The 14,327-nt window shown below is 36.4% G+C and carries 6 protein-coding genes; all 6 read left to right on the forward strand.

Annotated features, from left to right (window positions below):
• Positions 1–912: 912 nt before the first annotated feature.
• Positions 913–4,053 (forward strand): SusC/RagA family TonB-linked outer membrane protein, encoded by a 3,141-nt coding sequence (locus I5M32_RS12135; RefSeq protein WP_200586703.1) that lies wholly within the window; start codon positions 913–915, stop codon positions 4,051–4,053.
• Between the two features lie 29 nt (positions 4,054–4,082).
• The gene (locus I5M32_RS12140) at positions 4,083–5,951 is read left to right on the forward strand and encodes a RagB/SusD family nutrient uptake outer membrane protein (protein WP_200586704.1); all 1,869 of its coding nucleotides are present in this window, start codon (positions 4,083–4,085) and stop codon (positions 5,949–5,951) included.
• Positions 5,952–5,998: 47 nt separating this feature from the next.
• Entirely contained in the window at positions 5,999–9,076 is a 3,078-nt protein-coding gene (locus I5M32_RS12145) for a SusC/RagA family TonB-linked outer membrane protein (protein ID WP_200586713.1), read from the forward strand.
• Positions 9,077–9,126: 50 nt separating this feature from the next.
• On the forward strand, positions 9,127–10,926 hold the full coding sequence (locus I5M32_RS12150) for a RagB/SusD family nutrient uptake outer membrane protein (protein ID WP_200586715.1): 1,800 nt from the start codon (positions 9,127–9,129) through the stop codon (positions 10,924–10,926).
• A gap of 126 nt (positions 10,927–11,052) precedes the next feature.
• Positions 11,053–12,786 (forward strand): hypothetical protein, encoded by a 1,734-nt coding sequence (locus tag I5M32_RS12155; protein ID WP_200586717.1) that lies wholly within the window; start codon positions 11,053–11,055, stop codon positions 12,784–12,786.
• A gap of 1,095 nt (positions 12,787–13,881) precedes the next feature.
• Positions 13,882–14,327 (forward strand): DUF4372 domain-containing protein (locus I5M32_RS12160; protein WP_200586719.1); only part of this gene is annotated, 446 nt, incomplete at its 3' end.

Below are 14,327 nucleotides of genomic sequence, written 5' to 3' on the forward strand. Positions count from 1 at the left end.
TAATCACTTTAACAGATTCTCGCAAAGTATTTAATAATTTAATTCTCCATATCAGGGAAACATAAGAAACATTCATTGCTGATTTTTTCAACATAACAAACTTTCTTATTAATTAGATTCAAAGAAATATTTCTTTGATGAAAAAGAAAAAAACTTCGTAGCCCTAGCTATAAAATGCGAAAATTTATTTTCCTTTTACCTATTCTATTCAGCTTTATTCTGAAGATTAGGTGTTGGCATTTGCGCACTAACCTGCTTTCTCCAGTCTTTTAAAAGCGTATATAATTCTTGAGTTTTCTCTTTCAATTATATCTTTTGCAAGGTTGCAAAAGTTTAATTACGTTTTCCATGTTTCTAAATTTAGCCAGCCTTAATGAAGTGCTTATGGAAATTTATTTGATTTAAAATTCTCAGTAGGTTTCTCCATCTGCTTATAACATAGGAAACAATACTTATTTAAACTCTTTATAATTGCCTACCAGACCAACTGATGACGTAAAAAAGCTGCTTCTTCATTTTAAACGTGTACTATTTTGTCAGCTTTATGAATTTTTATTTTCCAATTAAAGTTTATAATTGTTTCCAGAAGCGAAAGTAGATTTTGCCTAAAATTTAATGACCAATCTAAATCTTCATTTAAACTATTAAGTTGGTCTATAGTTTCACTTTTAACCATAAACAACCAATTTCTAATCAATAATAAATACCAAAAAAATGAGAATAAATGAGAACAAATGTGAACGTGAAAGAAAAGTTGCAACGTCATCGATCAAAAGTTTGCTAGTTATTGACTTTTGTTGTAGCAAACAAAGTGCTAAGAAACCAAAATCTATTCTTAGTGAATTGTCAATTTAATCTATACCTGACGATAAATTGTTATGTACAACCATTACTAAACTTAAATCATTAAAAATGTTTAAAAAAACTTTACTCTACGTTTTAGGTGGGAAGCATTTTCTATTACTGGCAGTAGCTTTATGTTGCAGCTTGTTAGCTTTTTCACAAAACACACAGAGAATTACAGGCACCGTGGTAGATTCTTTAGATAATGAACCTCTTCCGGGTGTTGCAATTTCAGTGAGTGGAACAACTATAGGGACCACAACAGATTTAAACGGCAGATTTGTTATTAATGCCATTAAAGGTACTTCATTAGTTTTCCGATATATTGGCTACCGTGAAAAAACAGTAAATATTAGAGACGGCTCAATTATCAACGTGAAATTATCCAGAACTACCCAGTCGTTGGATCAAGTTGTTGTGATAGGTTACGGTACTCAAAAAAAGGAAAGTGTTGTTGCTGCAATTTCCACCGTGTCAGCTAAAGATATTGTTAGAACGCCCACTGCTAACCTTTTAACCGGTTTGGCCGGTAAACTTCCGGGTTTAACAATTATGGTTAAAGACGGAGAGCTTGGTAAAGAAAATGTTCAAACTTTAATTCGTGGGCAAGCTACCACCAATTCCTCAGCACCACTGATATTAGTTGATGGTGTAGAACGGGAGATTACTACACTTGATCCTTATGATATCGAGTCAATCTCTGTTTTGAAAGACGCTTCTGCAACTGCAGTATTTGGGGTTCGGGGTGCAAATGGAGTTATTTTGGTTACTAGTAAACGGGGGGTCATTGGTGCTCCAAGTATTACTGGTACTATAAACTATTCTACACAATCTCCAACTCGTTTGCCAAAACCTTTAAACGCTATAGATTATATGACCGTAAGAAACGAGGTCATCAGGCAAGACAATGAGTCTAGAGGATTATCAACCCCAATTCCCTATCCAAAACAAATATTTGATTATTATAAAACTGGCTATTTGCCTGAATTTTATGTAAACCGCGATTTTTTTGGAGATTTTCTAAAAGATTACGCACCAATGGCTAAAACAAATTTCAATATTCGTGGTGGTAACAAAAAAACTAAATATTTTGTTAGTGCAGGCTATTTGAAACAAGCTGGTCCTTTCAAAACCGAAAAGTGGGATGAGTATAATTATGACAACTCAGAAAAATTAAATCGTTTTAATTATCGTACAAACGTTGATTTACAGATAACCAAATCTTTGAAAGGATGGTTAAATCTCTCTGGTTACCTTGAAGATAAAAATGACCCTATTGTTTTTGGTGAAGATAATGCCGCTGCCACAACCGGATCTAATTATTATTTACTTTTAGCAAACCTTACCGATCTTACAGCTCTTGCATTTCCTGATCTTAATTCAGAAGGAAATGTAGTAAGTACCCCTGGTGCGCCTAGGACTCCTTATGGATCCTTAAACAGAACTGGCTACAGGATTACTACTGATAATAACATCAATACTTCTTTAGGACTAGAACAAGATCTTAAGGTAATTACCAAAGGTTTATCTGCAAAAGTGATTGCTTCTTATGACACAAAAGCAACTCACATTCGTGGTTTTAGACGTACCTACCAAACTTATAATGCCCAGCTTGACAATTCAGGATCAGAGCCTCAGGTATTTTACACGCCAGGGTCTGGTAGTGATATTGAACTAATAAAGGCTTTAACTCAAAGATTTACAGATAATTTTGATTTAGAGGCATCTTTAAATTACAAGCGTAAATTTAACAAGCATGATATAACCGGTTTGCTGCTCTATAAAAAGAATCAGAGAGTTGTGGATGCAGAGGTTCCTTTTAATTATGTTGGAATTGTTGGTCGTACAACCTATGCCTACGATAATAAATATCTTGCAGAATTCAATTTTGGTGCAAACGGTTCCGAACAATTTGCTCCTGGAAAACGCTTCGGTTTTTTCCCTTCTGTTTCTGCAGGTTGGGTAGCTAGTGAGGAGCCCTTCCTTAAATCATTCCAAGCTATTGAGTTTCTTAAATTTCGTGGTTCATTTGGACAGGTCGGTAATGATAGGATTTCAGATTCAAGATTTATTTATTTGGATGATTGGGCACAAGGTACTAATGGCGGTTGGTTAAAAAAACTTGGAAGCCTTCCAGGATTACCGAATCCTGTTTATCAGAATACTACACCAAACGAGGCAGTTACCTGGGAAGTAGCCAACAAATATAATATTGGTTTTGAATCTCGTTTCTTAAAGGGTTTCGAATTAGACTTAGATCTTTTTTACGAGAAGAGAAACTCTATTTTAATTACCAATGTACCCATACCTACTTTTATTTTTGGTCAACAGAGCCTTCCGCCAAGAAACGATGGGGTGATGACTAATCGTGGTTTCGAGGCTACATTGGGCTATTCTAAATCTGTAAATAAAGACCTCTATTTAGGCACCCGCTTAAGTACCGCCTTTGCAAGAAACAAAGTAGAGAAATTCAACGAAACTCCAAATGATGATAGTTACGCTTACCCGTACAGAAGAGAAGGCTTTAGCAACAGTACACTTTGGGGTTATGACTATCTAGGTTATTTTAACAGCGTTGAAGAAATTAACAATTGGGCAGATGAATCAGCCTTAGGTTCAAATATTCTTCCTGGCGATTTAAAATACCGTGATGCTAACGGCGACGGAGTAATTAATGAAAAAGATATTGTTCCAATGTCTTCTCCGAGTATTCCAGAGCTCAACGTTTCTCTAACATTAACCGCACAGTATAAAGCATTTGATATAAATGTATTATTTTACGGTGTAAGCAACTATGGATTTAACATGGCGGGAAGAGGAGTATATGATTGGGAAGGTGTTGCTTATGGAGGAATTAAAAATTACTTTGAACACCATAAAAATGCCTGGTCTGCAGAAAAAGTTGCGAATGGAGAACCATTTTGGTATCCAAGAATGCATCCAGACGGTAGTTCTGTGAGTAAACAAGACAACAATTTCTTTATTAGAGATTTATCTTTTGCAAGACTAAAAAATCTAGAATTCGGCTACACCCTTGGCAAAAAAACAACAAAAAAATTAGGTCTTAGTAGCTTAAGGATATATTTCAATGGTGCAAACTTGTTATTGGTTGATAACCTACCTGTTAAATTTGCGGATCCAGAAGTAGCAACTTCCCTTAGCCATCCGATTAACACCACTTATAACTTTGGTTTAAACGTATCATTTTAGAAATATTTCTAAGAAAAAAATCAATGAAAATGTATAAAAATATAATAAAAAATCTTCTGGGAACAAGTTTAATTGTCTTGTTGCTAACACAAACGGGATGTGAAAAAGCCTTCGAAAAGGCTTTGGATCGAGCCGATGATTCTCGTGAAACTCTAACAGGTATTTTGGGCGATGCCAATAAAGTGCGAGGTCTTTTGAACTCTTGCTATGCAGGTGTTCCCCAAGATCGCTCAGACATTTATTTCTGGACAACATTTGAATCTTTGGATGACAACGCTTTTGAAGCTCAAAATCAAAGTATGGAAAACTGGCGTAATGGTCTTTTATCTCCATCATTTGCAGCATTAGCTGTAACTAGAGAAAGTAGTAATAAACTTTTATTTTTTACAGATGGAGGTGGTTATTGGGCTCGTTATTGGGCTGCCATCAGAGCCTGCAATGTGCTGATAGGTAATATTGATAATATTACAGTTCCATTATCAGTTATGCCACAAGAAGAGCGGGATCAAATGCGTGATGAAGCTTTGATTTTAAGAGCTTACTTTCACATCCAACTAATTGGCATGTACGGCCCTATACCTTTTATGGACACGGCACAACCAGTTGAGTTTAAAGGATGGGGAAATTTAACCCGCCCTACTTATGACGAAATTGCAACTAGGATAGCGGATGAATTACAAACTGTAATCGATCGGAAAATTGTGCCATTCAGACGTGACCCGTTAAATTCAAATGATAAATTGAGAGTGCCACTTAGCTTTGCTTACGGATTAAAATCCAGAGTTTTATTGTATAACGCAAGTCCGTTAAACAATCCTAATGGTGACCCTGCAAAATATGAAAGAGCGGCGGCAGCAGCAAAACAATTTTTAGATTTGAACGCCTATTCCTTAGAGCCTTTTGAAAACACCAAAAAGAACTTATACAATTCAAACATTAATGAAAATGTAGAAGCTACAGAAGTAATTTGGCGTAGCCGCAGTTCTTTGGGAAACCTTAGTTTCGTACACGGAATGAATTTATCTGCAACGACTCCAAAGAGAAGTAATTTTTCCAACTATAAAGCTGGGGAAACACCCACTCAGGAAATGGTTGATAGTTACGAGTTAAAAGATGGTTCATTGATTATTAAAAATTACGATGCGACACATGCAAATCCAACGTTTACGCCCGAAGCTCTTGCAGCGGGCTATGATGACGTAAATAAGCCTTACGTTAATAGAGACGATCGTTTTTATAGAGATATTTTATTCAACGGAAATGATTTTGGAGAGTCTTATCAATTAGGTCCTATCAAGGTATTTACTTACTTAGGGGCCCCGGGTACAGGAACTAACGGGCCAGCTACCTCTGGCGATGACAAGAGAACATTTACCGGATACTATTATGGAAAAGATAGAGACCCACTATTTTACGGATCAGGTACAAACAACGACGGAAGTGCAAGGGTTTCTCAACATTCTGTGATGATGCGTTATGCTGAAATTTACCTGAACTACGCAGAGGCACTATGTGGTGCTAATAGATTGGATGAAGCGTGTACACAGTTAGACATGACTCGTTTGAGAGCACATCAGCCTTCTATCAGATTAGTACCTGGTTTCACGCTTAATAAAGAATGGTTGATGAATAGGATTCATAATGAGAGACGTGTTGAATTGGTATTAGAAGACAGTCGCTTTTTCGATGTAAGAAGATGGGATATCATCAGCAACAAAAATACTAATACCATTAGTGGGATGTTGCCAGAGCAGGTAAGCCCTGGAGTATTTAAGTATACTCGTTACCAAATGCCTTGGACTTGGAAATGTCATACTGAGAAGTATAAAATTTTGCCGATTCCGCTTTCGGATCAAAAATTAATGCCAAAAATTTTACAACCTGTTGCTTGGCGTTAATAGAATTAGGCATAGATAAAATTATTAAGAAATTTTAATTGACAATAATGAGAATAATAAGATATTTTTTTATGAGTCTTTGTTGTTTAAGCTTTACTCTGTCGGCCGAAGCAGGCAGTTATGTAGGTGGAACAGTAAATGACAAAGCAGGTATTCCCTTATCAGGAGTAACCATAACAAAGAAAGGCAAGTCTAAAGGCGTAACCACTGGTAAAAACGGAAAATTTATAATTGAGTCGGAAACTTTACCGGTAATCGTGACTTTTAAAGCTACAGGTTTCAAAAGTGTTACCGATACATTGCGAAGCGATGATGAAATGGTAATAATGGATTATGACGATAAGTTACAAAATGTAGCTTACGGAACTCAAACCAAAGAAAGTGTTACCGAAGCAGTTTATTCAATAAGTGGAGATGAGCTTTTAACTAACCGTTCTTCTAATTTATTAATAGCACTACAAGGCAGGTTGCCCGGATTAAGTATACTTCAAAATAATGGAGAACCTAGTAGAGAATCATTTAATGCTCAAATTAGAGGTTACGATTCCCCAAATTCAAACAAAATAATGTATTTGGTGGATGGGGTAGAAAGAGACCCATCGGGTGTTAGTCCTTATGATGTGGAAAGTGTTACCATATTAAAAGATGGTGCTGCAACAGCTATGTATGGAATGCGTGGTTCTGGAGGTGTTTTATTAATCACCACTAAAAAAGGATTCAACGGTAAATCGAAAATCAGTGTTCACTTTGATCAGGCAATACAATCTCCAACTGCCAGGCCTAAATTTGTTTCGGCAGCTGATTATCCTTTACTTTATAACCAACGAGTAGCTAATGATACTCTCTATGCTGATGCACAGGATATATATAAAGGCGGTACTGGTTTAGACCAAAGTAATACAGTTTTTTATACTCCTTACGAAATCGAACGTTATCAAAAAGCAGATCAAACGGAATTTTATCCGGTAAGAAATGTAGTAGATGACTTTATGAAAAATTACTCTCAGCTAAGTCGTTTGAATATAGACTTTAGAGGTGGAAGTGATTTAATGCGCTATTTTACTTCAGTAGGCTATTTGTCTCAGGGCGGCTTGTTTAAAAACGAACCTTTCAAAAAGTACAGTTATGACGCCGAGTCCAAAACCAGTAGGTTTAATTTCCGTACCAACCTGGACATCTCCCTAAATAAAACACTTAACGTATGGGCAAATATTGGTGGTTCTTTAGCTAAAATCAACAGACCATATGTTGGCAAGGGCCAAAGTTGGGATTACGTTTTGGCAAAGTTATATGAAACGCCAAATAATGCCTTTAACGACTTAACTCCAGATGGGGAAGTACTGATTAAACGTGATAAATTAAATTTCAGAAATGACCAGTCGGTTTATGGATACTTAAATCGTTCCGGTTCAAGTTCAGAAAATGCTGCCAGACTTTACAATACTTTTGGAGCTCGCCAAAAACTGGATAAAGTTTTACCTGGTCTATCTACTTCTGCCCAGTTGGCATTTGATGTGTACTCCAGAAGTACGCAAGTAAGAAGTAGAAACTACGAAACTTGGGCAGTTGCAACCTTACAAGATACGCAAGGCGCAGATTCTTTAGGCTTTCAAAAAGTTGGAAATACTTCTAATACAACTTTAGCAGACGGTCAGGAAAAATACTTTTATTATATGTATAATTTGCGGGCATCTGTAGATTACGATCACACTTTCGCCAGAAAACATCATTTAACAGGAAAGCTTTTGGGCGAAAGCTATATGCAACAACAGCAAGACCTGTTGGCGAGTAATTATATAGGTCTTGCCGGACGTTTAGCTTATGGTTACGCAAACAAGTATTTTGCAGAGGCTAATTTTGCCTATCAGGGATCCGAGCAATTTGCAAAAGGAAAAAGATTCGGTTTATTTCCGTCGCTTTCTGCTGCATGGCTTATTTCGCAAGAAGACTTTTTAAAGAATAACTCAAAGGTTAACTTCTTAAAAATAAGAGCTTCTGTGGGTCAAACTGGTAATACCGCATTTGCTTATGGTGCTAATGACCAATATTTATATCTTACCACCTGGAATACCAACGCTACCGAGGATCAAATTGGTAACCCCAATATCAGTTGGGAAACATCCACAAAATACAATTTAGGCCTTGATGCTAAACTTTTTAACTCTATAACTTTTGGTGTTGACGTTTTTTATCATTGGAATGATGGTGTAATTATCAAAGACATATCAACTGTTCCTAAAGGTTTTATAGGCCTTGGAAAGGATGTTTCTTTGCCTCCTAGTAATATTGGACAATTACATAATAAAGGGTTTGAGGTATATGCAGGCTACAATAAGCAATTTACCAAAGACTTATCGTTAGATATCAGCGGAAATTTTTCTTTAGCTCAAAACAAATATGATTACGTAGCAGAACTGCCATACGATAGCCGTTACGCTTACCCATTTCGTAAAACTGGTTATTCTATAAATCAATTTGTCGGATATAAATCAGTTGGGTTATTTAACACACAGGCTGAAATTGATCGTTCTCCAGATCAATCTGCGTTAGGTGGGGTACCTATTCCTGGAGATATCAAATACTTTGATGCAAATGGAGATGGTGAAATAAACGAACAAGACCAGTCAGTTTTACAAATCGGAGATGCTCCAGAAATAAGTTTTGGTTTTCGTTTACAATCGTCATGGAAATCGTTTGATATCAATGTGTTTTTAAATGGAGCTGCGAGACGTAACGTAAACCTTACGGGTTTTGGAAGATGGTCAAACAGAGACAACTTTACTGAGTACATGAAGGGAGCCTGGACAGCAGAAAAATTTGCAAATGGTGAAAAAATTACCTCTCCAAGGTTGGGTAACAATACCACAAATTATATAATGAGTGATTACTGGATTGTGGATGGTAGCTATCTTCGCTTAAGAAATATCGAACTTGGATATTCATTGCCAGAAAAGATATCCAGTAAGATTGGCGCAAGTTCTATACGTATATATACTAATGGTTTAAATCTGTTAGTTTGGGATCATTTACCAAATGATGATTTTGATCCTGAAACATCAAACGGATCAAATATTAATTACCCCATGATTAAAGCATATAATTTTGGATTAAGCGTAAAGTTTTAATTAGTTAAATAAATCGCTTTTAGAAATAAATCAAATTCAAAAAAAATGAAATGATGAATAAGAAAAATAAAATATATAGCGCGGTTAGTTTATTCCTAACACTTGGTTTTCTAAGTGCATGTGTTAATAAACTTGATGTGGTTCCGTCAGATAAAATCGGAATAGATAGAATCATCAATAAAAATACCATACGGGGTTTCAGGAATAATATTTACGATAATTTGGATAAGGATTTCACTACTAATTATAATGGTCAACTTATAGAAACCTACACCGATGATGCTTTTAGAGCAGGTACGGGTACTCCGTTTGATTGGCATAACGGCTTATTATCCCTTGCCCAAAATTTCTTTGCTGGTGATTTATGGAATCAGTACTGGATGGGAGTTAGAAAAGCGAATTTAGCATTGGAATATCTTCCCCAGTCAACAGCACCTAAAGATTTAATTACTGATAAAAACTTAGCGCAGTGGATAGATGAAGCTAAAGTTGTTAGGGTGTGGTATCATTTTGAATTGATAAAAAACTTTGGAGCTGTGCCTTTTATTGATAAAGCATACAGTTCCGATTTTAACGGCTGGGCACAATTAAAAAGGCCCACCTACGACGAAATCAGTACCCGTCTTGTATCCGAGTTAGACGAAGTCATAGCCGCTGGTAATTTACTGTTACGAAACCAAACTAACTCTGATTATGATAAGATAAATTTAGCGGTTGCTTATGCTTTAAAATCAAAAATCTTACTGTATAATGCAAGTTTGTTAAACAATCCGACGGGAGATAAGTCCAAATGGAAAAGAGCAGCGGACGCTGCCAAAGAAGCTATAGCTGCGATAGTCCCAGAATATAGTCTTCTTCCACTCTCACAGTATGGCGAATTGTTTAACCAAACGGTTTCAGTTTTGAATAAAGAAGTAATCTTTAGGTCAAGCGTAAATGGAGAAGATGTAATGAACAATCAGAACGGGGTTGATTTAAAAGGGATTGGTTCGGCAACACAAAGTTCAAATGCTGGTGCAGTGCCTACCCAAGAATTGGTAGATTGTTTTGAATTACTTGACGGAAGTTTCCCGGTGGCTAGCTATAACAATGCTGATCATACCAGCGTAACATTAAATCCTGGCTACTCAGAAGCCCCTGGCGCTAATCCTTATGCAGGCCGTGATGCCCGTCTGGCTTATGACGTAGTTTTCAACGGTACTAAATACGGAAAGTATAAAGGAATACCAGGTGGAGCCGCAGAGCTTAAAGTATTTACTTATAATGGTAAAAGTTTCACAGGTTTCAACAATAGTCCAACATCTCAGGAGGACGCTGACAGAAGAAGATCTGCAACTGGTTATTACAGTCGTAAATATCGTACAGCTGCTTATTGGGGTTCAACAGCTGGTGGTACAGATGCAAATAAAATTTATTTCCGCTTAGCTGAAGTTTATCTTAATCTTGCTGAAGCTAATTGCGAAGTAGAAGATTTTGATGGTGCTATTGCGGCCTTAGATATTATTCGTTTGAGAGCTGGGCAGCCTGCAATTTCAACAGTTCCTGGATTTACAAAAACGAAAGACTTTCTGATGAAAAGGATTCGTAATGAGAGACGTGTAGAACTTTGCTTTGAAGGTCAGCGTTTTTATGATCAGAGAAGATGGAAAATTATTGATAAAACCAATGATGCAGTTACAGGTATGAAGATTACTAGTAGTAATGGTTCTGATAATGGTATTTTCTCCTATCAGCGAGTTAAAATCGATGTGCCCAGAAATGCGACTACCGCAAAATACCTTATCCTGCCTTTACCAATTGAAGAAGCAAGAAGATTACCAGGTATTGGACAACCAAATGCATGGAGATAAATTAAAAATTAACTTATAATAAATTGAGTCTGCTCTCTATAAAAAAAATTTCTAAATCGAAAGCTATTTTAGAAAAGAACAGACTCATTAGGATTTAAAAATTTAAACAAAATAAAACTCAAGGTTATGAAAATCAAATACAAATATCTACCAATACTAGTGTTGATTGCGACACTAGTTTGGAGTTGTAAAAAAGATGAGCTCGCATCTGTAGATTCCATGCTAAGCGGACTTAATGCTCAAACGTTAAAAGCTGCAGAAAAATTAAACGCCAGCAATTGGAGTACCGCACTTGTTGGCTTAAGGGAAGAGCGTATCAAAGTATTCACTAGAAAGAAGCTTATTGCTGATGGCAAATATACTGGAGATAGATATACAGTAAAAGACCCCGCCTCGGCTATTAAAAATGCTGACGAAACTATCGCAACTGTAGATTTTAAGATAGACTCATTGTGGAAAGCGAACATAAAAAATGATTTCGATGCTTTAGACCCAAAAAGTGCTGGAATAGCAAATTTTGGACTTAAAGCTTACGAAACAGCAAGTGAGAAATTTACAGCAATTTACGCTTGGTTGAAAGAAGAAACGGACAATCCTGCGGCAACAGTCTATACTGCGAACGATCTTGATAATTTCAAGTTAGAAATTGCAGTATTAACAGATTTAAATAATCTTAAACAAGATGATGTAATAAAGTTCGTTAATGATCTTAAGGCGCAATTTAATTTGATGAAGCAACAATATGCAGACTTAGCTTCGCCTATAGCATCCTCTCCATACTTTTCGAAAGCTCAAAAAGGAATTTATAGTGACTTAAACCAACGTTTGAATGATTTGGAAACCATCATTAATACTAAATTAGAGTTGAGCACAAAAGCGCAGGTAGATTCGGTAGACCGTGATCTTTCTGCTCTGGTATATTTTGTAGCTAACAATTATGTGTCCCCTGCTCAAAAGCCCATTATATTTGGTCAGATAGCAAGCATCACCGAATTACGGTGGTTAAGCGAGGTGGCTACGGATGATGAGAAAAAGAACAATTGGAGGTTAATGGTAGATATTGATGCTGCAGAAACTAAAAGATGGAATGCGACAACTACACATCCTGGCTTTCAACAAATAGATAATTTTAACGGAACATTTGATGGACAAAACCATATTATAAATGGTTTATTTATGAAGAATTCACAAGCTGGACCGAATCATAGAATAGGTTTCTTTGATAATATAACGGGTAATATCAAGAATCTTGGTTTGGTAAATGCTTATGTCGAAGGTGTATCAGGTGCGAGTGGTCAAGGAGGTGTTCTTTTTGGACGGATGACCGATGGATCGGTAAGCAACTGTTTTACAACCGGGGTTATGGAAAGGAACTCACAATCCGGAGGTTTTTTTGGTCGTACGGCAGGAACGGTTAATGTTGAAAACTGTTTTTCTTCAGTGGACACTAGTAAACCAAACGATGATAAGGTAACAAATACTGCTAGTTTTATTGGTTTACCTACTGGAGCTATGACTTTAAAAAATTGTTATACTACTGGAGCAAATCCAGACCGAGTAGTGTTTGGCTTTGGAGCTGGTTTAAGATTAGTCGAGGCTTCTGGATTTTTCTATGACCCATCAACAGTTGGTAATACAAATCTTGATAATAACGGATACGCTAAAGGAAGCCCCGTTAGGATGAAAGACGCAGGAGTAACTACCGCATTACCTACTAATAAATGGGATGATTTATCTAATTTCCCTGGTTTTAGTCCTTCTATGTGGGAGATTAAAACAGTAACTGAGATTGATGCTAATCCAAGACCTTACTTAAAAGGTTTTAATTATGGTGCTTTAAAAGATTTCATCAAACCTTAATTTAACGTAATTGAATCTTAAAATGGATTAGAACTTTTAAAAGAGACTGTCTCAAAAAGGCAGTCTCTTTTTTGGTTATACGGATTTTAGTTCTTCTAAAAATTGTAAAGAAAATAAGGTACTTTTAAAAATGTAGATATAGATTTACGATGTATTTTGGCAGGTCACAAAAAGTATAATGAAACAGCAAAATCAGAACACAAATGTATGTAACTTGGTATGGACCTGATAGTGCTTATTTATTAATCTGACTCAGATTATTACTACACCTCCACCCCACCGACCTGAGATTCTGTGTTAATTTCTGAATTACTGACAAAAGGTAAAGAAAGGATAATATAATGATATTGGCCGCAATCAAAAATAATTAGCGAACCATCTAATGGATATTTTAGGCAGCATTTTTTAACAAATGCAAAATATGAGATCATCGTTAAATCGAAGTCGGTAGAATTGCTAATATAAGTTAAGCCTATAGAATTAACTAGTTTCGTAGTTTGCAATGGATAATTGTAACGATAGTTCAACAGAACTATTCAATATGACTGATGATCTTTTTAAAAAAAAGAGTCCAACAATTAAGTATCTGGTTACATTTTGTAACTAGTACACACAGACCCTTATGCGCAATTAGCTGGCGGTTAGAAAATTGCTTAAATAAAAAAGAGGGGTTTAAAAGATAAAAATGGCCAAGGATCAAAATTTTTGATATAGGATTTTAGGCAGATACAAGCAAAACCGAAACTAAATTTGGAAATACTTTTGTTGTAAAGGTATCGTGAATTTGACTGTCAATGAATGGTTGCCAATTCCAAAAACAGATAAGATGAGTCAATAGAAGTATTCAGTAGGACGGCTCATCTTACAAGAACAAAAAAAGTCTTGTTGAAATTCTTTTTGCTATACGCTTCAACTCATTCAACAAGACTTTACAATAAGCATATTTATTTTTGAGAACTAAGATAAGCTAATAAAGCACTTCTAAAAATAATATTTGATGAAATATCAATAGCGTCCTAAACGAATAAAAAATGAGAAGGGAAAGTTTTAACTCATCGTTACCTTTGAGGTTGCACAAAAACAAACCCTTTCTCGATGGCAAATGTAACACTATTCTCCCAGATCATATCAAAACCTGACCGCTCAAAGTTCAACAAACTAGTTTCAACCAGCGGTTCAGACAAGCACAATAAAGGTTATACCAGCTGGGCCCATCTGGTGTCGATGCTGTTCTGCCAGTTTGCCAAAAGCCAGTCGGTACGTGATATCAGTAACGGTCTGCGCTCGGCAACGGGCAATCTCAACCATCTGGGCATTCAGAAAGCGCCCTCTAAATCCAGCGTGAGCTATCAGAACAAGCACAGGGACTACAATATCTTCAAATCCTATTATTTCACACTGTTGGAAAGTCTGGGACAGCAGGCAGGCTTTAAGCAGGTAAAGTTCAGGATCAAGTCCAAGATCTTCCTCTTGGATGCTACCACCATCAGCCTGTGCCTGTCCCTGTTTGATTGGGCCAGGTACAAAACGGCCAAAGGAGC

This window comes from Pedobacter segetis (assembly GCF_016623585.1).
Classification (GTDB): Bacteria; Bacteroidota; Bacteroidia; order Sphingobacteriales; family Sphingobacteriaceae; genus Pseudopedobacter; species Pseudopedobacter segetis.

What these genes read in the sequence shown, in the direction of transcription:
- I5M32_RS12135 (WP_200586703.1), top strand. Translation starts at nt 913, where the DNA reads ATGTTTAAAAAAACTTTACTCTACGTTTTAGGTGGGAAGCATTTTCTA.
- I5M32_RS12140 (WP_200586704.1), top strand. Translation starts at nt 4,083, where the DNA reads ATGTATAAAAATATAATAAAAAATCTTCTGGGAACAAGTTTAATTGTC.
- I5M32_RS12145 (WP_200586713.1), top strand. Translation starts at nt 5,999, where the DNA reads ATGAGAATAATAAGATATTTTTTTATGAGTCTTTGTTGTTTAAGCTTT.
- I5M32_RS12150 (WP_200586715.1), top strand. Translation starts at nt 9,127, where the DNA reads ATGATGAATAAGAAAAATAAAATATATAGCGCGGTTAGTTTATTCCTA.
- I5M32_RS12155 (WP_200586717.1), top strand. Translation starts at nt 11,053, where the DNA reads ATGAAAATCAAATACAAATATCTACCAATACTAGTGTTGATTGCGACA.